This is a genomic window from Clostridium sp. KLE 1755 (assembly GCF_000466465.2).
Classification (GTDB): domain Bacteria; phylum Bacillota; class Clostridia; order Lachnospirales; family Lachnospiraceae; genus Eisenbergiella; species Eisenbergiella porci.
Genome location: NZ_KE992738.1, coordinates 266,195 through 286,193, shown reverse-complemented (window position 1 = coordinate 286,193; position 19,999 = coordinate 266,195). Strand labels below are relative to the sequence as shown.

General features: G+C 49.4%; 17 protein-coding genes. 4 read left to right on the top strand and 13 right to left on the bottom strand.

Annotated features, from left to right (window positions below):
• Window positions 1-54 precede the first annotated feature (54 nt).
• The 4 genes from HMPREF1548_RS20375 to HMPREF1548_RS20360 all read left to right on the top strand — a co-directional run bounded on the left by HMPREF1548_RS20375 (window position 55) and on the right by HMPREF1548_RS20360 (window position 2,840).
• Window positions 55-564 carry a CYTH domain-containing protein gene (locus HMPREF1548_RS20375; protein WP_021638418.1) on the top strand — a complete coding sequence of 170 codons (510 nt, stop codon included), beginning with the start codon at window positions 55-57 and terminating at the stop codon, window positions 562-564.
• Window positions 561-1,313, top strand: a complete 753-nt coding sequence (locus tag HMPREF1548_RS20370) for a hypothetical protein (RefSeq protein ID WP_021638417.1) — start codon at window positions 561-563, stop codon at window positions 1,311-1,313. Before HMPREF1548_RS20375 ends, HMPREF1548_RS20370 begins: the two co-directional genes overlap by 4 nt.
• A 95-nt stretch (window positions 1,314-1,408) precedes the next feature.
• Complete coding sequence (locus HMPREF1548_RS20365) at window positions 1,409-2,233, top strand: Cof-type HAD-IIB family hydrolase (RefSeq protein WP_021638415.1); 825 nt, start codon at window positions 1,409-1,411, stop codon at window positions 2,231-2,233.
• Window positions 2,234-2,312: 79 nt separating this feature from the next.
• Window positions 2,313-2,840 (top strand): GNAT family N-acetyltransferase, encoded by a 528-nt coding sequence (locus HMPREF1548_RS20360; protein WP_035323027.1) that lies wholly within the window; start codon window positions 2,313-2,315, stop codon window positions 2,838-2,840.
• Here HMPREF1548_RS20360 and HMPREF1548_RS20355 read toward each other — a convergent pair.
• The 13 genes from HMPREF1548_RS20355 to HMPREF1548_RS20300 all read right to left on the bottom strand — a co-directional run bounded on the left by HMPREF1548_RS20355 (window position 2,821) and on the right by HMPREF1548_RS20300 (window position 19,405).
• Entirely contained in the window at window positions 2,821-4,485 is a 1,665-nt protein-coding gene (locus HMPREF1548_RS20355; RefSeq protein ID WP_021638413.1) for a glycoside hydrolase family 2 protein, read from the bottom strand. The two genes, HMPREF1548_RS20360 and HMPREF1548_RS20355, sit on opposite strands and share 20 nt — an antisense overlap.
• 97 nt (window positions 4,486-4,582) lie before the next feature.
• Entirely contained in the window at window positions 4,583-5,353 is a 771-nt protein-coding gene (locus HMPREF1548_RS20350; protein WP_276945427.1) for a glycoside hydrolase family 28 protein, read from the bottom strand.
• 81 nt (window positions 5,354-5,434) lie between these two features.
• On the bottom strand, window positions 5,435-5,581 hold the full coding sequence (locus HMPREF1548_RS29635; protein ID WP_021638410.1) for a hypothetical protein: 147 nt from the start codon (window positions 5,579-5,581) through the stop codon (window positions 5,435-5,437).
• A gap of 89 nt (window positions 5,582-5,670) precedes the next feature.
• Window positions 5,671-6,507, bottom strand: a complete 837-nt coding sequence (locus tag HMPREF1548_RS20345) for a helix-turn-helix transcriptional regulator (protein WP_021638409.1) — start codon at window positions 6,505-6,507, stop codon at window positions 5,671-5,673.
• Window positions 6,508-6,716: 209 nt separating this feature from the next.
• Window positions 6,717-7,862 (bottom strand): toxic anion resistance protein, encoded by a 1,146-nt coding sequence (locus tag HMPREF1548_RS20340; protein ID WP_021638408.1) that lies wholly within the window; start codon window positions 7,860-7,862, stop codon window positions 6,717-6,719.
• 31 nt (window positions 7,863-7,893) lie between these two features.
• The gene (locus tag HMPREF1548_RS20335; protein ID WP_021638407.1) at window positions 7,894-9,324 is read right to left on the bottom strand and encodes a 5-bromo-4-chloroindolyl phosphate hydrolysis family protein; all 1,431 of its coding nucleotides are present in this window, start codon (window positions 9,322-9,324) and stop codon (window positions 7,894-7,896) included.
• Window positions 9,325-9,665: 341 nt separating this feature from the next.
• The gene (locus HMPREF1548_RS20330; protein WP_025488938.1) at window positions 9,666-11,057 is read right to left on the bottom strand and encodes an MBL fold metallo-hydrolase; all 1,392 of its coding nucleotides are present in this window, start codon (window positions 11,055-11,057) and stop codon (window positions 9,666-9,668) included.
• A gap of 201 nt (window positions 11,058-11,258) precedes the next feature.
• Window positions 11,259-12,731: a 4-alpha-glucanotransferase gene (gene malQ / locus HMPREF1548_RS20325; protein WP_035323026.1), complete on the bottom strand. Its 1,473-nt coding sequence runs from the start codon at window positions 12,729-12,731 to the stop codon at window positions 11,259-11,261.
• 58 nt (window positions 12,732-12,789) lie between these two features.
• Window positions 12,790-15,090: a glycogen/starch/alpha-glucan phosphorylase gene (locus HMPREF1548_RS20320; protein ID WP_044914821.1), complete on the bottom strand. Its 2,301-nt coding sequence runs from the start codon at window positions 15,088-15,090 to the stop codon at window positions 12,790-12,792.
• Window positions 15,091-15,158: 68 nt separating this feature from the next.
• Entirely contained in the window at window positions 15,159-16,148 is a 990-nt protein-coding gene (locus tag HMPREF1548_RS20315; protein ID WP_021638403.1) for a LacI family DNA-binding transcriptional regulator, read from the bottom strand.
• Window positions 16,149-16,504: 356 nt separating this feature from the next.
• Entirely contained in the window at window positions 16,505-16,843 is a 339-nt protein-coding gene (locus tag HMPREF1548_RS20310; protein WP_021638401.1) for a HEAT repeat domain-containing protein, read from the bottom strand.
• A gap of 280 nt (window positions 16,844-17,123) precedes the next feature.
• Complete coding sequence (locus HMPREF1548_RS20305) at window positions 17,124-18,353, bottom strand: 6-phosphofructokinase (protein ID WP_021638399.1); 1,230 nt, start codon at window positions 18,351-18,353, stop codon at window positions 17,124-17,126.
• A 95-nt stretch (window positions 18,354-18,448) separates the two neighbouring features.
• Window positions 18,449-19,405 carry a calcium/sodium antiporter gene (locus HMPREF1548_RS20300; RefSeq protein WP_021638398.1) on the bottom strand — a complete coding sequence of 319 codons (957 nt, stop codon included), beginning with the start codon at window positions 19,403-19,405 and terminating at the stop codon, window positions 18,449-18,451.
• Between the last annotated feature and the right edge of the window lie 594 nt (window positions 19,406-19,999).

Here is a 19,999-nt window from a genome sequence, read left to right as displayed (position 1 = left end):
CCCCGCCGCTGACACAGCGCCCGCCCGGTAAGCGGGAGAAAAGAGGTATTTATCATGGAAATAGAACGGAAATTCACCGTACGCAGCATCCCGGGGAATCTCTCACAATATCCGCACCATCTCATTGAGCAGGGTTATTTGAATACGAATCCGGTTGTCCGTGTCCGCCGGGAGGACGACACCTGTTATCTTACCTACAAGGGCAAAGGCCTTATGGCCAGGGAGGAATACAATCTTCCCCTGAATGAAGAAGCCTACCGCCATTTAATCCAAAAGGCGGACGGCAATATCATAGGCAAACGCCGTTATCTCATCCCGCTGGAGCCCTATACGATTGAGCTGGATGTTTTCCTCGAACCCTTCACACCGCTTATTATCGCAGAAGTGGAATTTCCTACGGAAGAAGAGGCCAACGCTTTTATTCCTCCCGACTGGTTTCTTGAAGACGTAACCTGCAATCCTGCCTACCATAATTCCACCCTCAGCTCCATTCCTGAAAACGAACTCAAGGAAGCTCTGAAAAAATACGAAGAAAGGCAGAAAACAACTGTGGAAGAAATATGACAAAACTAAAAAGGATCTTGCTCATAGCCACCGTACTGCTGGCATCCGCAACTGCTGCGGTTATGATTTATTTTTTCTGGTTCACCCCTTCCGGTTATCGTATCTCTGTTTCTATTCATGGTTTTTCAAAGCTTACCGATCATGTCTATGTGGAAAACGGCTGGAACGGAAAGCCTGAGGAGCTGCTTGCCACGCTGGAGGAAGCAAGGCAGAGAGTGACTGAACTGTTCGGTGGAATGGAAAGCGCCCCCACGCTTATCATTTGTGACAATGAGCACAAAATAAAACGCCTTGGCGGCGACCATGATACCATGACTCTGCTGATAAACGGTGTGCATTCCTATACATCCCTCTCCTCCGAATTTCTGACTGCAGACGTTCTCGCCCACGAAATGACCCACGCGGAAACCCACCAGCGGATCTATCAGAACAGCACGGACACCTCATCCATTCCCATATGGTTTGATGAGGGGCTGGCTGTGCAGAACGACTACCGCGAGCCGTACAGCAATGAAGCCTGGCTGAAGCTGACGGACAACGGACAGAATATCCCGTCCCTTTCCGAATACGGTTCCGGAGAAACCTTTTTTTCCGGTAGCACGGAGGACAGAAGGGCCAGATACTGCCTTGCGGGACATGAGGTATCAAAATGGCTGGAAAAGAATGGACGAAGCGGCCTGCTTTCCTTATTAAAGAGGGTTAATCAGGGAGAAAGCTTCAGTGAGCTTTATTTTGCGGTCAGCCCGTAAGGTTGCAGTCTGTTTCTTTTTCAGTGTATTTTTTTCGGTTCTATTGACGAAGCTTATTCCCTGGCAGAAGCTGCACCGCAGCAGAAAGGAGCATCATGCCGGCAACCCTGTATATTTCAGATCTGGACGGAACACTGATGAAAAATGATCAGACCATATCCGCCTTTACTGCCGAAGCCATCAACATGCTGGTGAAGCAGGGACTTCATTTTTCCTACGCCACTGCGCGTTCCATTCTCACCGCTTCAAAAATAACGGAAAATATAACGGCGGGAATCCCTGTTATCGTTTACAACGGCAGCTTCATTCAGGACAGTAAAACTCGTGAAATATTGTATTCCCGTTTTTTTGACAAAACTTCGGCAGAGCTGATTCTCAGGCAGCTTCTCTCCTCCGGCGTTTATCCGATAGTATATTCCCATACCGGCGGCTGTGAAAGATTCTCCTACTGCAGGGACAGACAGAACAGCGGGATTTCCGCTTTTCTGTCAGAAAGAAGGAATGATGTAAGGAACACTCCGGTTGCCGGTGCCGCACAGCTTCCCACCGATGACTGCTTTTATTTTACCTGCATCGACAGCGAGGAGAAGCTATATCCATTATATCGACAATTTAAAGAAGAATTTTACTGCGTTTATCAAAAAGATATTTACAGCGGTGAACAATGGCTGGAAATCATGCCTGCCAAAACCTCAAAGGCCAATGCCATACTGCATCTTGCCCGGCTTCTGGGCTGCCGCCGCATTGTCTGTTTCGGCGATGGAATAAACGATATCCCCATGTTCCGCATTGCCGATGAATGCTACGCTGTTGCCAACGCAGCTCCCGAACTGAAAGAGATTGCAACGGACATAATCCCCTGTAACAATGAGGATGGAGTGGCCAAATGGTTGCTTGCCCACTGCCTTAATCAAAGATAGTACATTTATATTTTTCCTATCTATTAGTATATTTATATTTTAACAGATACCGTAAATGATGTTAACTATAAGGAGCCCCATGATTTTTATTGAAACAGACAGATTAATCCTGCGAAACTACCAGTCTGAGGATTTCAGCGATTATTATGAATACATGTGCCTGCCCTATACAGCGCAGGAGGAGGATTTCGAACCGTTCACTCTCCAGCAGTGCCGCGAAGCGGTAAATGAACGTCTGACCGATGATTCTTTTATTGCAGCAGAGCTTAAGGAGAACCACAAAATGATTGGGGATCTCTGCTTCCGCTGTCAGGAATATGAAACTTTTGAGATCGCCTATGATTTTAACGTGGCCTATGAAAACAAAGGCTTTGCCTCAGAAGCCGGCAAAGCCCTTGTTGATTACCTTTTTTCTGTTTTGAATGCCCGCCGCATAACGGCCTGCTGCAATGATACCAATCTGAAATCCGCCCGGCTTCTGGAACGCTTGGGCTTCCGTCTGGAAGGACATTTTTTGGAGGATGCGTCCTTCAAAAAGGATGCGGCAGGCAGGCCGGTTTATATCAGCAGCTTTTACTATGCCCTTCTCAGACGCGAGTGGTTGTGAAAATCTCCTTTACCGTGTCAAAGGCAATCTTGGGTCTGCGGTATTCATCCACGACTCCCTTGTTGTTATGGCATCTGGCACGGGAGGCAAACCACTGTCCTTCCTCCGTTACGCGGCAGTCGGCAAACTGCCATATAAAGACGCCGGTGATATCGTCATCATTCATGTAAACTTCAAGATTTTCCCGGATAATATCCGCCTGCCGCTCCTCACTCCATTTACATCTTGAACGGTCACGGTACCCATAGATGGCCCCTGCGCCGAGCTCGCTCACAATGATGGGCTTGCCTGCGCCGCCCGCCGCTTTAATCCAGTCAGTTTCCTGACGGTTGCGTTCCTCCACCGAACAGTCCTGATACCAGCCGGAATACATGTTAAAGGATACAATGTCAGGAAGATCCAGACTGATATCCGTAAAATGGCGGCAGGTAGCCGAGGTAGTTGGCCGGGAGGCGTCCATGCTCTTTATCTGCGCATACTGCCTGGCATATTTTTCCCTCCCCTCTTCTGTTTCGCTTGCACATTCATTTAAAATTCCCCAGATAATAATAGAAGGATGGTTGTAATGATTTTCAATCATTTCCCGGATACAGTCTTCACACTGCCTGTCAAAATTGGGGTTCTGCATGCTTTCAAGCCCCAATCCACGGGCATGATTTTCCTCCCAGACCAGGATTCCCCGTTCATCACACAGATCCAGGAATCTTTCATCGTTGGGATAATGGCAGGTTCTCAGTGCATTCGCTCCCACCTCCTGCATCATATCCATATCCTGCGCCATAAGCTGAAGCGGGATTGCACAGCCCACGGAAGCATAATCCTCATGGCGGTTAAAGCCCTTCAAATACACAGCCTCACCGTTTACCATGATTTTGGAACCGTCCAGGGTTACTGTCCTGAAGCCCACCCGTTCAATCAAATCATCCACCGGCTCTCCGTTCACCGATAACACTGCCTGAAGGAAGTAGAGAGCGGGCTGTGCATTGGACCATGCCTGCACTTCGTCAAATTCCATAGCAAAAACCAGACGTTCTTCACAGCCGCCGCCCACTGTCACCGTCTCTTCCATACAGCATCCGGCCAGCTTAACCTCCACGCTGATCTCCATTTCCCGCCCGCTCACATTACATACGAATACTTCTGTTTCAGCGCTCCAGCGGCCGCATGTAAGCTGCGGCGTAAAACGGATATTTTTTATGTAGGTATCCGGAATATACTCCACTGCGGCAGGCCGGGTAATTCCGCCGTATGTGTAATAATCGTTGGGTATATGAAGCGCCGAATGCTCACCGAAGGTATTGTCCACAGCGACCCTCAGCTCATGCTCTCCCATTTCCACATCTGCAATCACTGCCGAAAAAGGAGTGAAGGCGTTGTAATGGCTGACAATCGCCTTCCCATCAAAAGAAACGTCAGCCGTATGGCTTACCCCCTTAAATTCCAGCCTCAGGTTTCCCGCATTTTTAACATAAATCTTCTTCCGGTACTCACCCCGGCCCCTGTGCGCCAGGAAATCAGGATGCTGTTCCCAGCAGCCCGGCACGGGAAGCTGATATTCACCCTCAAATCCTTCCATCCTGAAATTCCACATTCCATCAAGCTCCTGCACCTGCCTGATATGATGCTGTTCAAATAATCTGAGCATTTTTATATCCTCCTTGTTTTGCGAAGCAAAATGCGAGCCCCTCTGGCGAGCAGCGGATTTTCCCGCCTATCACATTCCTGTCCGCGATGGTATATTTTCAAATGTGAAAAGCGCTTTTGCACCTTCCCTCTGCGCTTACCTGCTTCAATTCCATGGATTCCACATTGCTGCAGATAAATGCTTCATCCGCTTTTAATTTTATGTTTTCCAGACTGATATTTTTCAGCTTATGTTCGGGCAGGCCCTTAATTTCAATTCCGACAGCAGCGCCGCCGCCCCTTACATTACTGATACGGATCCCGTCAAAGTCCGATGGTTCCTGAGACTTTGGCATAACCGTGCTGTATTCATAAAACATATTGATCTGGATCGCCTGATCTGAAACATCATTGATTTCCATGTTTTCAATCCTTACGTCATGGACATAGCCGCCCCTGCCCCGCATGGATTTCAAACGGATTCCCTGCATGGTGCCGCTGATTTGGCAGTCATGCATGTAAATATTCCTGACACCGCCCGATATGGCGCTGCCAATCACCACACCGCCGTGTCCGCCTGTCATATGGCAGCCGCGTATTTCTATGTTTTCACAGGGCCGGTTTACCCGCCAACCATCCTCATTCAATCCCGAATTGATTGCGATGCAGTCGTCCCCTGTAGAAAAGGTACATTTTTCCACCAGCACATTCCTGCAGGAATCCGGATTTAATCCGTCCGTATTAGGTCCTTCTGTAAAGACACTCACGCCGCTGATCGTCACGTTTTCACAGTATACCGGATGCAGCGTCCATTGGGGTCCGTCCTTTACCGTAAAATCCTCCAGCAGCACATCGCGGCAGTTTATGAACTGAATAAAAGACGGACGCAGCGCATCCTCTTCGGTACCGTAACGCCTTTTCTCCGGCTCCCTCCCATTCCATTCCGCATAGGCCAGATCCTCCGCCGCCCTCTACTGCAGCTTCTTCCAATGCCACCAGGCAGCGCCGTTTCCTTCAAGCACGCCTTTCCCCGTAACTGCAATATCAGTACAATCCTTCGCATAAATAAGCGGAGAATAATTATAGCATTCCGTCCCTTCCCGCAGATATATTCCCATTATAAGTGCTGTGCAGCGAAAAAAACATACAGATATTGCGGATATAAAAAAAGGAACAGCAGATATTGCTAAACAACCACGCTTATCTTTCAGCGCATTGATTCCTTCCTTTTTCTGAACTGTGTGGGAGCCATGCCATATGCCTTTTTAAAAACACGGGTCAGATTCAGCGATGAGGAAAAGCCTGTTTCACGCGCAATTTCCTCCATGCTGTATCCGGTATCCATCAACAGACTGTGGGCCTTTGACAGCCGTACATTATTCAGATATTCCAGCACGGTAGCCCCGGTAATCTCCTTAAAGGTATGGCACAGATGATATTTGTTCACATTGCACGCCCCGGCTATCTCCTCCAGCCCCGGATTCTCCCTGTAATGCTGATTTATGTAGGTAAGCGCCGTCCTGATCTGCGCCGGAATCTGCCTTCCTCCCACAGTCTGCTCCCCCTGTGTACATTCCACCACATACATAACCAGCTGGATCAGGGCCGTATGCTGAAGCTTCTCCGACAGGAAACCGCTTTTTTCAAAATAACCGTTTACTCTTTTGAAAAAATCAAGCATAAGCTCCGTCTGTTCCTCATTCAGATGTACGACACAGGGTACCAGCTTCTCCCGGAGCAGCCGTAGCTCCTCCCGGCTTAAAAGGGCGGACAGCGCCGTCTCACTGAAGTTCAGTACAAACCGCTCATAATATTCAGCATCCCGGCTCTGTGCATAATGGATGTCAAATGGCCTGAGAACAGCCATGTCCCCCCGTTCCAGGGTGAAGCATATGTTATCATAAAACAGATAACGCTTTCCTCCCAGCATCAGAAAAATTTCATAGCCGTCATGATAATGCTGCACCGGCATATCATGCTTTTCCATATTCCTTAAATACTGGATATAAATATCATCATGGGGCGAAAATGCTTTTCGTTTCATAGCGCCTCCCTGCCTTCCACCGCAGTCCGATTACGCGGAATGTTTTCTAATCATAGGATGTATTTTCCACGGATATAAAGAAGCGGCACGGCATAGCCAAATGCTATTCCGTGCCGCCTGAAATACTCATAATTTAAAAGGATATCTTTTCAATACCCTCACAGTTATATTTCAAACTACTAAAGCCCGCTTCCTGCTTCGTCAGGCAATCAGCCGCTGATCTGCAGAAGCTTTGACTTCAGCTCGTTTTCCATACGGGCCATTTCCGCTTCCGCTTCCTGACGCTTCTGTCTGCCTTCCTGCTGGATGCGCATTACATCGTCCAGTGTGGAAATCAGGGATTCGTTGGTAATCTTCAGGGTTTCCATATCCACAATACCGCGTTCGGATTCCTTGGCAGTCTCAATTGTCGCCGTTTTCAGTGTGGCGGCATTCTTGCGGAGCAGTTCATTCGTCATATCGGTCACCTGACGCTGTGCCGCAGCGGCCTGTGTGGAATGCTCCACGCCAAGGGCCAGAACCATCTGGCTTTTCCACAGAGGAATGGTATTCACTAAAGTGGACTGTATTTTTTCCACCATAAGAGTGTCGTTATTCTGAACAAGACGGATCTGCGGCGCCGTCTGGATGGAAATCATGCGGGTCAGCTCCAGATCATGAAGCTTCTTCTCAAAACGGTTGCACATGGAATCCAGATCCCTGGCTTCCTGCGCATCCTCAGGCAGGCCTGACTGCTGCGCCCTGGCGGTAATCCTTGCCAGATCACCCTCGCGTACTTCCTTCAGCTTCTTCTTGCCGGCCAGAATGTACATGGAAAGCTCTTTAAAATAGGTCTTATTCAGTTCATACATCTTATCCAGGGTAGCCGCATCCTTCATCAGCTGCACCTGATGGCCCTCCAATACCTGGCAGATCTTATTGATATTGGTTTCCGCCTTCGCATATTTCGCCTTCATCGCTGTGATTTTGTTCGCGGATTTCTTAAAAAGCCCGAATACGCCTCTTTCCTCTTCCGCATCAAAGCTTTTCAGTTCTGAAACAACGCTTCCGAGAAGCTCTCCGACCTCGCCCAGATCCTGTGTTTTAACATTATCCAGGGCTTTTTCGGAAAAATCGGCCATTTTCTTCTGGGCGCCGGCGCCGTACTGTAATATCAGGTTGGAGTTCTTCAGATCTATCTGTTTTGCAAAATCGTCCACCATCTGTTTTTCTTCCACGGTGAGCATACTGTCGTCCCAGCCAGCCTCCTCCGGCTTCAGCGCAGTTTCCTGCTGCAGCACAGGCGCCGCCTTGTCCTGAAAAGGATCCAGCGTCAATGTTGGCGTTGCAGTAAAATCCTTGAATTCTTCACTCATTTTGTTATGCTCCTTTTGTCTTTGATCAGTCTTAGCTTCCTGCTTTCATACCCGGTTCGGTCAGCCCTTCCTGTGCCAGCATCGTCTGCAGTACGGAAATATCCGTGGCAACATCCCATGCCGTATCCTCGAACAGGCTGTCCAGCAGATTCTCAAATGCCAGATTCAGCGTATCCAGCGTTTTCTCAATCTCCGTTTTGCCGTTTTTAATGTTTTCTCCCTGAACAGGCTGCCTGTCCAGTTCCTCATAAGCGTCCAGAAGCTTAACAGTAGTGGGAAGATAATACTCCATAAACTTATGGAGATCCGGAGCAAATTCCGGATGTTCCTTCACCCTCTGGAAAATTTTCTCGACTATCACCTGCATATGGGAAATTTTCCCGGAAATTTCCTCGCCCGGTATGGCATCGTTGCTTTTCTTAATCTGGGCGATATAATTATTTCCGGTCTCTATCATTTCCTTCACTTCATCGGAAAGGCCTCCGGTCTGTCTTTCCATCTCTATTGCCTTTTCTTTTTCCTGCTTCTGCTTGTCCTCAAGCTGCCTCTGCGTCTCCTCATACTGCTTATAGGTTTCATGGCTGACAATCAGACAGGTCTCCAGCCGATCCATGTGTCCCTGCTTAAACCAGCCGATTTTAATCAGCTTCTGCAGATCATTGCGGACAAACTTCTCATTTTTCCCTATATGCTCCGCCAGCTCCTTAACGCTGCAGTAGGTGCGGCCCTTCAGACCGTCCACATATTTACGGAACCGCTTCACCCTGCCGAGCATGGAGGTTCCCTTCCAGGCCATAATACTGGAACCGCCCAGAACCAGGGCAAGAATAGAAATGGCTATCGTCATGCCGGGCAGCCAGGTGCTGGCAATGCCCACAAGCGCAATTATCAGTATCCCCAACGCAGAACATCCGGCCACAGTAAAGCCCACCGCCGACAGCGCGGTGCCTCCGGCCTGCGCCCCGAAGGTCTTGGCAAACAGCGGATGCTGCATCAGGCTGTTCTTCGCTGAATTAAATGCATTCTGCACGCTGGTATTCTGGACTCTCTGCGCCGGACGTCCATACTGCCACTGTCCGGAAGCCGGGGTCCCATACGGAATACCGTTCTGGCGTCCCCAGGGTGCTCCCTGTCCCGGGGCGCCCTGTGCGGGATTTCCCTGCTGCCAGCCGCCGGCCCCGTTCTGATAAGGCCCTCCCGGATTAGACCCGTCCGGTCCTGCCTGCGGTCCTGCCGGCCCATTGCTGTAAGGAGGGCCCCACTGTCCGTTATTGTTCTGATAAGGCCCCTGATTTTCACCATAACCTATATTTTTCTTAATATTCCTGCTGATTGTGTCAAGCCCGTCCGTTACCGTGCGGCATATATTCTCATTCAGCCTTCTGAAGTCCTGCGACTTGACTGCATCATCCACCATGTCCCTGATATTATTCCCCAGGTCCGTCCAATCTTTATCACTCATTTTATTCTCCCTGTCTCTATCAGTACCCCTCACGATAAACGTATGGATAAATTATATATGATATACCCCAAAAAATCAACGAAACCATATCTTAAATTCCTAATGTTTTTCTTAAGATAGGAGGGAGGTTGTGAACCATAGCCGGATGGGGCTGGTTTTGGGGCGGAGGACTTGGTTATTATAGTGTTGGATTAAAAGGGGGATGATTTCTGTTATTCCAGGAAGACGGAAGTCTCTCTCTTTTTAAGTGGGTTGGTGTGATGAGCGTAAGTAGTGGGATTGGATTTCGGTGAAGAAGTTTTTCGGGACGCGGTCCGTCCCGAAAAAACTCTTCACTTATGTCAGAACTGGCGGCGGCGGGCCTGTAGGCCGGCTTTGCCGAAGAAGCCTAGGTAAGATGGTTCTTCGCATAGCCTGTCGGGCGGGAGTTCTTCTTTTTTTACTTTGTCGCTGTCAAAAATATCGCATAGTTCCATCATATCCTGTACCACTTCTTTTCCCAGGGGATTATAGGGGGAAGGGTTATATGGCGTTCCGAAGGGGTAGCCGCCTTCCTGCTCCAGGTGTCCTCCCAGGAGGACGTAATCGTCCATTTCCTCCAGGCGTTCATAGAAGCGCTGCAGATTCTTTCTGTATTCCGAAAGCGGGATGCAGGGTTCCAGCTGGAGGAGTACCATCTGGCCGGAACCGATGGCGTCTCCGGTAAAAATCACCTTGTGGGTGTGGTCGATGAATACCACGCTGCCCGGCGTATGGCCCGCAAGCTCCATTACTTCAATGCCGCAGCCGCCCAGATCGATCATTGTGCCGTCTGGGATGTCCAGGACAGCATCGTAGTTGATGTCTCTTCCGGCGAGCATGGTCTTTTTCATGATTTCCAGTACGTCTTTTTCTTTGGAGGACAGGTAGACCGTCTCAAATTCATCCGCATGGTACATGTGGTCGCCATGGCAGTGGGTCAGGGCAAGCTCCAGCGGCAGATGGGTGATTTTCCTGATCCAGGGGGTTATTGCTTCCGGGCCGAAGCCTGTGTCGATGACCAGGGCCGCCCTGCTTCCTTCCACCACATAGAAGGAGCTTCCCGTATAATCCTGCAGCTTAAAGACGCCGGGGCGGACCATGTCAATCCGGTAGCCCTCCCGTTTGCTTCTGAAAAACATCCAGTCCAGAACCTCCTTCTGTTCCAGCAGCTCTTCTCCTGTCATTTCCGGCTTCTGGGCATAAAGCACTCTTTCGTTTCCTGCCGCCCTGAGGCTCCTTGCCAGGGTCAGGCATCCGTGGAGCAGCTTGCCCTGTTCAGACCATACCTGTCCGCCTGCCGGACAGTAGCTGTCATTTTCCCTGCCTGAAATCCAGGCAGGAACATAGGATGCCCTTCTGACCTTCCAGGTCTGGCCCGCGCCTCCTGAAACAGCCACGGCGGCAAACAGATCCGGATAGGCTCCCATCATCTCCCAGAGCATGTTGGCCGCACGGCCTGCCCCGGCGCAATAAATCCTCGTTTCGTCAATGGGATAGGTCTTCACAAGCTCCCTCATCCGTTCGGCAATGTCCATATGCTCCGTACCCTGGTTCACCGTTACCTGCCAGAAAAAGCAGGGATATTTCTCCTGGTTCCAATCCACGCCTTTTCCGTCCTCTTCCAAATACAGAAGCAGCGGATAACCTTCCCCTGATGTTTCATGGCTCCAGCCTTCCGGTTTTTCCAAGTGATTCATTTTCTGTTTTTCCATCCCCATACCTCCCTCTTATTTTGTAATCTAATATGACTGTTCGGTACTATTGCTGTATTCTTATTCTGTCTCTGCCCTCCTCTTTAAGCAGAAAAAACCGCCGGCGGCGGTTTTTTCCTGTCTTGTATTATAATACTGCCGTAAGCAGCCCGAGGGCCGGGAAGGGCAGTATTCCTGCTTTTTTAGTTTACCGGCAGCTGTTTATCTTCCGTACAGTCTGGTCAGCGTGCGGATTTGTTCCGCAAGCTGGGCACTGCACTGGCCTTTTTTCAGACGCCACTTCCAGTTTTCCCCAAGGGTGGAGGGGGTGTTGATTCTGGCCTCAGCTCCCAGTCCCAGCCAGTCCTGCACCGGGATAACGGCTGTATCGGAAACACTGGAAAGCGCCGCTCTCACCATGGCTTCCGGCACATCCTTACTTCTTTTCACATGAAGGTACTGCTTGGCAAAGGCCCTGTCGGCCCTTCCGATTTCCTCCACCCAGGCCGTTGTGGTCTGGTTATCGTGAGTCCCCGTATATACCACGCTGTTCCTGGTATAATTATGGGGAAGGTAATCACTTTCTTCTCTCGGGTCAAAGGCAAACTGCAGCACCTTCATGCCCGGGTAGCCTGTCTTTTTTACCATTTTCAGGACCGCAGGGGTCAGATAGCCCAGATCCTCCGCAATCACCTCTTTTTTGCCCAGCTTCTCCTTCAGGGTCTTAAAGAAGTCATAATCGGGTCCCTTTTCCCAATGGCCGAACTCTGCGGTGAGATCTCCGTAAGGAATTGAATAATAAGATTCGAAGCCGCGGAAATGGTCGATGCGCAGAATATCATACAGCTTATAGCAGTAGGCAATGCGCTTCATCCACCACTCATAGCCCGTTTCTTTATGGTATTCCCAGCGGTATAAGGGATTGCCCCAAAGCTGTCCGGTCTCCGAAAAAGCATCCGGCGGGCAGCCTGCCACCGCCAGGGGTGTGCAGTCCTCATCTAACTGGAACAGCTCCGGATTTGCCCAGGTATCCGCTCCGTCAAGGGCCACATAAATGGGGATATCCCCAACGATCTGTATTCCTTTTTTGTTGGCATAGTCCTTCAGTGCAAACCACTGCTTTGCAAAAAGGAACTGCTGGAACTTGTAAAATGCAATTTCTTCGGAAAGCCTGCCGCGGTATTCCTCCATGGCTTCCTTCCTGCGAAGCTTGATATCCTCGTCCCAGGTGAGGAAGCTTGCGCCGCCCAGGGAATCCTTGATGGCCATGTAAAGCGCATAGTCCTCCAGCCAGAATTCATTTTCCTTTACGAATGCCTGATAGTCCGCATTCTCTTCGATTCCGCTTCTGTCAAAGGCTTTCTTCAGCAGTTTGAAGCGGGAATGATACATCTTTTCATAATCGATATAACATTCATCCTCTCCAAAATCCATTCTATCACATTCCGAACGGGTAATCCAGCCTTCTTTCACCAGGCTTTCCAAATCAATGAAATAAGGATTGCCGGCAAAGGTGGAAAAAGACTGGTACGGGGAGTCCCCGTAGCCAGTCGGTCCCAGCGGGAGTATCTGCCACAGCTTCTGCCCCGCCTGTTCCAGAAAATCAACAAACTCATAAGCCTCTTTTGAAAATGCACCGATTCCGTATTCCGAAGGAAGGCTGGAAACAGGCATTAAAATACCACTTCTTCTCATATCTCTACCTCCTGCATATCGCCGGCCCGCCTGCGATACCGCATCAAACTACCCCTTCTCAGTTAAGCTTCCAGATATCCCTGTTGTATTCCCTGATGGTTCTGTCGGATGAGAAAAAGCCTGCTTTTGCGATATTCACCAGCATCATCTTTTTCCACTTCTCCCTGTCCCTGTAATCCTCGAGCATCTTATCCTTCACTGCGATATAATCCTCCAGATCAAGCAGGGTCATGAACCAGTCTTTATTCAGAAGCTCCTTGTAAAGGCGCTCCAGATTCTCCTTATGGCCGGACTTCATCGCCTGCTTTCCGATGATGAAATCCACCGCCTCTTTGATAACAGGGCTCTTCTCATAATAATCCTTTGACACATAATCCGCTTTTTCGTAATGGTCGATCACGGTTTCGGAATCCCTGCCGAAAATATAGATATTATCATCACCCACCAGATCATGGATTTCCACATTGGCTCCGTCCGCGGTTCCCAGTGTCACGGCTCCGTTTAACATAAATTTCATGTTGCCTGTTCCTGAAGCTTCCTTGGATGCCAGGGAAATCTGTTCGGAAATGTCGCAGGCGGGAATCAGCTTCTCCGCATAGCTTACATTGTAATTTTCCACCATTACGATCTTCATATATTTGCTGGCCTCCGGATCGTTATTTACAATATCCTGAAGCACCAGGAGAAGATGAATGATATCCTGGGCAATGATGTAAGCAGGCGCCGCTTTGGCTCCGAAAATATAAGTTACCGGTGTGGAAGGCTTTTTGCCTTTTTTAATTTCCAGATATTTATGGATAATATAAAGCGCATTCATCTGCTGGCGTTTGTATTCATGAAGCCTCTTGGCCTGAATGTCAAAGACGGAACCAGGATCGATGTCCACGCCTTCCTTTTCTTTAATAAAAGCAGCCAGCGCCTGCTTTTTCTCCTTTTTAATGGCTTCCATGCGGTTCAGGAAATCCGCATCGCTGGCATATTCCAGAAGCTTCTCCAGCTCATCCGCATCCTTCTTGAAGCCGCTGCCGATTGTTTCCTCTATAAGGGCAGCCAGTTCCCTGTTGCAGGAAAGCAGCCATCTGCGGAAGGTGATGCCGTTTGTCTTGTTATTGAACTTCTCAGGATAAATCTCATAAAAATGATGCAGCTCGGTATCTTCCAGGATCTGCGTATGAATCGCCGCAACGCCATTCACAGAGAAGCCATAGTGGATATCCATATGAGCCATATGGACTCTCTTATCCTTATCAATGATCTGTACCTTGGGATCCTTATATTTTGCCTTCACCCGCTTATCCAGCTCGTCAATGATGGGGATGAGCTGGGGAACCACCTTCTGCAGGTAAGCATAGGGCCATTTTTCCAACGCTTCCGCAAGGATGGTATGGTTGGTGTAAGCGCAGGTTTTGCTCACCACCTCAATGGCTTCGTCCATGGTGAACGCCTTATCCTCCACCAGGATACGGATCAGCTCCGGTATGATCATGGAAGGATGGGTGTCGTTGATCTGGATGACCGCATGCTCGTTTAGCTTGCGCAGGTCATAATGCTTCTCCCTCATTTCCTTTAAAATCAGCTGGGCAGCATTGCTTACCATGAAATACTGCTGATAAATACGAAGCAAGTTACCGGCCTCGTCGGAATCATCCGGATATAAAAACAGTGTCAGGTTTTTCTCCACATCCTCCTTGTCAAACTGGATGCCCTTCTTTACCAGATCCTCGTCTACGGTTTCCAAATCAAACAGACGAAGCTTGTTTACGCCGCTGTCATAGCCGATCACATCGATATCGTAAAGTCTGGAGGTCACCTTCTGTTTTCCGAAATAAACGTCAAAGCTGGTGTCCGTTTTGGTCAGCCAGGACTGTTTTTCCAGCCATTCATCCTTTTCCGCTGTCTGCAGCCTATCCCTGAAAACCTGCTTAAACAGGCCGAAATGATAGTTCAGCCCAATTCCTTCTCCGGGAAGCCCCAGCGTTGCTATGGAATCTAAGAAGCAGGCCGCCAGCCTTCCAAGGCCGCCGTTTCCCAGGGAGGGTTCCGGCTCAGCTTCTTCAATCCTGGACAGCTCCCTGCCCTTTTCCTTCAGAATATTCTCAACCTTCTCATAAACTCCCAGGTTGATCAGGTTGTTGGAGAGCAGCTTCCCAATCAGGAATTCCGCGGAGATATAATAAACCTTCTTCTTTCCGTCCGTGGGAATCGTTGCATGCATCATCCCCTTTGTCAGGTTCAGAAGCACATAATACAGCTCCTTATCCGTTGTCTCTTCAATCGTCTTTCCATACATTTCCTTTGCCAGGGCGCTCATTTCCTGCTCCAGCCGTTCTTCCAGAATCTCTCTCTGAATCGTTTCCATTAATGCCACTTGTTTTTCCTCCTGTCCTGTCCGGTTCTTTGCCCGGGTTATGATTGGAACCCATGTTATCAACATATAATATCCAAATACTGCATTCTTACTATTGAAAAGTCAAGCACAACAGCCCTGCCTTCTCCGCCCTCCAGAAGCCTGCCCATTTCCTCCATTGCTTCAGAGGATACCCGGTAAAAATCCTGCTTTACCGTATTCATCTGCTTTCCTGCATATCCCATAAGAGTGATGCCGTCAAAGCCGCACACCGGCCTAAAAATATCCATTTCCTGCAGCGCCCGCATGGCTCCGATTGCCATCAGATCCGAGGCGCACACGATGATATCCCGGTTCCTGGCGTACTGAAAGGTCAGCTGCCTTGCCTTTTTCTCACTGAAATCGCCTTGCCTGACAAACAGGGAAAGCCCTTCCTGCGCAGCCAGCCGCTTCATGCCTTCCAGCCGCTGCGTTGTGACGAATCCGTTTTTCTTTCCCGCGATATAGAGAATCCGGTTTCCCTGGTTCTCATGCAGCGTTTTCCTCGCCACATCGTACTGGGCCTTTTCATGATCAATCGCAACCGACGATGTGCTCTGATTAACAAAGGGCGCATCCACTGCCACAATCTTGAACTGCTGCCCTTCTATCAGTTTATGCAGAACCTTATCCTCTCTGCTCATTCCGTAGATAATAATTCCTTCAATGGCCTGCGCTCTGAGATAATTCTCGATCTCCGCCACACTCCGGTCCTTTATCATGGAAAAAAATACGGTGATGACATCCAGCCCTTTTTCCTGGGCCTTGTTAATGGCTCCGGAAAGGTACTGCATATCAATTTCATCGATTGCCTGGGTCTGCGTGTTCAGATTGACAAGCAGCGCCACTCGTCCGGCCTGTTTGGAAGACAACGCGGAGGCAATGGTATTGGGCGTAAATTTCAACTCCCGTATCGCCTCATTGACTTTGATCCTGGTCTCTTCACTCACATTGGGATAGTGGTTAAGCACCTTGGAAACCGTGGAAATAGCCACTCCTGCCTTACGCGCCACATCCCTGATGGAAGCCATATCATTCCTCCTTCTGCGTTCCCCTCGTACGGAAAACGTTTTCTACAGACAAATAATACTCCATCCCCCTGCAATTGTCAATAATCGCGATAAAAAAAGTGGTTCAGAAGATATAGCTTAGTTACTGTTCACTCAGTACTGTGCATTTACTGCACAGTACGTAAGAAAGTGATTCAAGAGTGCATAAATCCCATCGCCGCAGGCGATTTTTAATGGATTTATGCAGTTACTGGTCACGGAGTGAACAGTAACACAGCTCACAGCCGCCTGATTTGCATAAAAAAAGACAGCCTGCCGGGACTCTGACTCTCCCGCGGCTGTCTGCTTTATCTGAAAAGTATGTATAAAAAAGAAGCTTATACTCTTGTTTCCTTTGAAGAATTCATTGCTTCCTGCATCTGCTTCTTGGCTTCCGGATCGGTTTCCACCATCAGCTGATGTCTTACTCTTGTTTTCATATATTCCGTATCAATAACTAACGCTGCCTTGCAGGCTGCAACCCTTACTTTGGCATCCTCATGCTCAAGATAATGGGTTATCATATTAAAGGAATCTTCATCCCCGATTTTCCCCAGCGCATCAAGTGCAACTACCAGCACATCACTGTCTGCTTTCCCCATCATTTTAATAATAGGCGCTGTTTTCTTCTTTTCCGTAAGCTTTTTGATTTTTTCAATTTCTTTTTGATCGTTCATTTCTGCTGCCTCCTGATTTTTCTCCGGAGTCCGGGGTTCTTCTGTCCGCCGGGCTTCCGCCGTATTTGTAAAGCGCCCGCCATTCTGGCTAATATCAGGTCAGCATAGCTGGTGTCTTACTCACTATCTACTACTTTAGACCTAAATTGTGTCCAAACTGTGTCCTTGATCTAAAAATACTATTAAACCGTATTTTTTCCTTCCTTATCTGATAAAAAGGGACAGCCCCGGCGGAACTGTCCCTTTATCAGACGGCCGCTTTACGCGGGCCGGCTGTTCTTTATTTTCTTACAAGATGACGCGGCACGCCGTTTACATACAGCGGCTGCAGTTCGCCCATGATGAGCGGTCTTGCATATTTTACATAGCCATCATTTACGTCACAGCCGTCTTCGGTAATCCATTCAGCCGGAACAGGTCTTTCCACGTTGGCGATTGCATGGATATCGTAAGCGCTGGTACCGCACTGATAAGGATCGTCTCCGTTTCTGTCCAGAGTGATCATCATGCCGGTCTTGCCTTCTTCAGCTGCCATAACAGCGTCATGTCCTACCTGGAATGCTTCGTTGATATCTGTCAGGGAAGCAAGATGGGTAGCTGCACGCTGCAGTGTGGAGAATTCTACCGCACGGGTCTTCAGCCCTGTCTCAGCCGCTACCTTGTTAGCCAGAGTAGCCGCACAGCCGGAAAGCTGCTTGTGTCCGAAAGCATCCACGAAATCGGAAGCATTGCCCAGCTCGCATACGAAACGTCCGTCAGCCAGAGCGATGCCTTCAGATACGGCAATAACAACGGAAGACTTGGTTTCGGACAGATATTTTACCTTTTCCATGAACTTGTCCATATCAAAGGTTACTTCAGGAAGGTAGATTGCATCCGGTCCGGAGCAGTCATCACCGCGGCTTAATGCTGCTGCTGCGGTCAGCCATCCTGCATGGCGTCCCATGATCTCAACGATGCAGACGGTGGGCTTCTCCACACCGAAGGACTCGTTGTCGCGGATGATTTCCTTCATGCTGGTTGCAATATATTTTGCTGCGGAACCGTATCCGGGGCAGTGGTCGGTTACCGGCAGGTCATTGTCGATTGTCTTGGGAACGCCCATGAAACGCTGAGGCTTGTTATGAGCAGCCGCATAATCGGACAGCATCTTTACGGTATCCATGGAGTCATTTCCGCCTGCATAGAACAGACACTCAATATCATGCTTCTCCATGATCTCAAATACCTTCTCGTATACTTCTTCATGTCCTTCAATCTTAGGCATTTTGAAACGGCAGGAGCCTAAAAATGCAGAAGGAGTTCTCTTCAGTAATTCAATACCTGTCTCGTCATCCAGATATTCACCAAGGTCAATCAGGTTGTCCTGTAAAAATCCCTGAATACCATGAACCATACCATAGATTTTCTTTACTCCAAGCTTTTTAGCTGCGGCATATACGCCTGCAACGGAAGAGTTGATTACGGCTGTCGGTCCGCCGGACTGTCCAACTACAATGTTTCCTCTCATTTTGACATCTCCTTTTAAAATTCTTGATTTTATAGCCTTTTTCCATAGTTCGTTAAAATTATAGCAGATTCATTTCCCTATTACAAGTGCTACTCTCAGAAAAAGTTGAATGCGCAATACAGCCCGTAAACAGCCAGCAGAGCGGCCCCCTGTATACGGGAAGCTTTTTTCCGGAATAAAATAGGAACAATAAGGACCGCCATCACAAGCGCCCCCAGCGGCGCGTCCACACGCACCGTCTGCGCCTCCAGCTCAATCCCTGTAACCGTAGCCGGAATCCCGATTACCAGAAGCAGATTCAGAATATTGGCCCCGATAATATTACCCAGCCCCACATTTTCACAGCCCTTAACCACCGACATGATGGAAGTCACCAGCTCCGGAAGGGAAGTCCCCAGCGCAATGGCCGTCACCGCAATCACACGCTCCGGCACTCCCAGATATCCCGCAATAATAATCCCGTTATCCACCAGAAGATTAGCTCCCCAGAACAACAGCACCGCACAGAAAGCCAGAAGCATCAGATTCCTGGGAAGGGAAATCTTCTTCAGCTCCTCCAGGCTCTCCTCCGTCTCCGCCGTTTCTTCCTCCTCGGATTTGGAACGCACCATGTTCAGCCAGGCATAAACACCAAACAGTACAAGAAGCACAATCCCGGCCATTCTGTCAAAATGCCCCGTAAACCACCCATAAGCCGTCAGCGCCAGAATCGTAGCAAAGAAAAACAGACTCCGCCACGCCAGCGAACCAAACTCAACCTTCTTCACCGGACGCAGCAGCTGCGTTAGCCCCGCGATCAACGCCGTATTACAGATAATCGACCCAAACGCATTCCCCGCGCTAATCGCCGCCGACCCGTCAAAAGCCGCCGTCGTAGACACCAGAATCTCCGGCAGCGTCGTCCCAATACTCACAATCGTAGCCCCGACAACAATCTGCGGGATCCCAATCTTCCTGGCCAAAGCCACCGAAGCATCCACCAGCTTGTCCCCGCCGAAGCAAATCAAAACAAGCCCCAACACAAACAACAAAATCACCGAAACCATTTCCATTTCCTCCAAAAAAACATACTCCGCTGCTCATATCCAGCCATCACAAAAACCAACATTCCCCGCCGCCCAACACAATCCCCCTCGAAAAAACACCATTCCACACAAAATAAATCCCACCCCGACGAACAGCTACCAGTATACCTTCCCACCCCAACACTCGTCAAGCAATTTACACCCCAGAATCTATCCCTCCAATTCTATCTCTTCAATTGATTCCCACTATACCATCAATTTCCCGTTCTCCCCTTTCCACCTGCCTCCCCTCCCCCACCTGCCCTTCCAGGGATAAAGGCATCCGCCGCAGTTTTGCCGTGTATCGGCTGCTGTATGCCCGGAACCTGCCGCCGTCTTCCGTACCGGTGTGTGCGGCCCGGGCAGCGGAGGGATGCAGGGGGATTTTATACCCCATTGGAAAAAACGGAGATATTTCTTACTGCTCCGGAATGCCAGGACTCAGCCGCCCCTAGTGGCCTGTCTGACGAAGCACCGGTTAAGTCGCCTGCGACGCCAACCGATGCTGAGGAGTTCCGGCCACGTTGGCTGAATCCTGACATTACGGAACAGTTAGAAACACCCCGTTTTTGAGACTGGAGC

Coding starts and splice junctions, on each gene's coding strand:
- HMPREF1548_RS20375 (WP_021638418.1), top strand. CDS start 55: ATGGAAATAGAACGGAAATTCACCGTACGCAGCATCCCGGGGAATCTC.
- HMPREF1548_RS20365 (WP_021638415.1), top strand. CDS start 1,409: ATGCCGGCAACCCTGTATATTTCAGATCTGGACGGAACACTGATGAAA.
- HMPREF1548_RS20315 (WP_021638403.1), bottom strand. CDS start 16,148: ATGGCTTCCATCAGGGATGTGGCGCGTAAGGCAGGAGTGGCTATTTCC.
- HMPREF1548_RS20305 (WP_021638399.1), bottom strand. CDS start 18,353: ATGAGAGGAAACATTGTAGTTGGACAGTCCGGCGGACCGACAGCCGTA.
- HMPREF1548_RS20340 (WP_021638408.1), bottom strand. CDS start 7,862: ATGAGTGAAGAATTCAAGGATTTTACTGCAACGCCAACATTGACGCTG.
- HMPREF1548_RS20320 (WP_044914821.1), bottom strand. CDS start 15,090: ATGGAAACGATTCAGAGAGAGATTCTGGAAGAACGGCTGGAGCAGGAA.
- HMPREF1548_RS20310 (WP_021638401.1), bottom strand. CDS start 16,843: ATGAACGATCAAAAAGAAATTGAAAAAATCAAAAAGCTTACGGAAAAG.
- HMPREF1548_RS20335 (WP_021638407.1), bottom strand. CDS start 9,324: ATGAGTGATAAAGATTGGACGGACCTGGGGAATAATATCAGGGACATG.
- HMPREF1548_RS20355 (WP_021638413.1), bottom strand. CDS start 4,485: ATGCTCAGATTATTTGAACAGCATCATATCAGGCAGGTGCAGGAGCTT.
- HMPREF1548_RS20370 (WP_021638417.1), top strand. CDS start 561: ATGACAAAACTAAAAAGGATCTTGCTCATAGCCACCGTACTGCTGGCA.
- HMPREF1548_RS20300 (WP_021638398.1), bottom strand. CDS start 19,405: ATGGAAATGGTTTCGGTGATTTTGTTGTTTGTGTTGGGGCTTGTTTTG.
- HMPREF1548_RS20330 (WP_025488938.1), bottom strand. CDS start 11,057: ATGGAAAAACAGAAAATGAATCACTTGGAAAAACCGGAAGGCTGGAGC.
- malQ (WP_035323026.1), bottom strand. CDS start 12,731: ATGAGAAGAAGTGGTATTTTAATGCCTGTTTCCAGCCTTCCTTCGGAA.
- HMPREF1548_RS29635 (WP_021638410.1), bottom strand. CDS start 5,581: ATGGGAATATATCTGCGGGAAGGGACGGAATGCTATAATTATTCTCCG.
- HMPREF1548_RS20345 (WP_021638409.1), bottom strand. CDS start 6,507: ATGAAACGAAAAGCATTTTCGCCCCATGATGATATTTATATCCAGTAT.
- HMPREF1548_RS20360 (WP_035323027.1), top strand. CDS start 2,313: ATGATTTTTATTGAAACAGACAGATTAATCCTGCGAAACTACCAGTCT.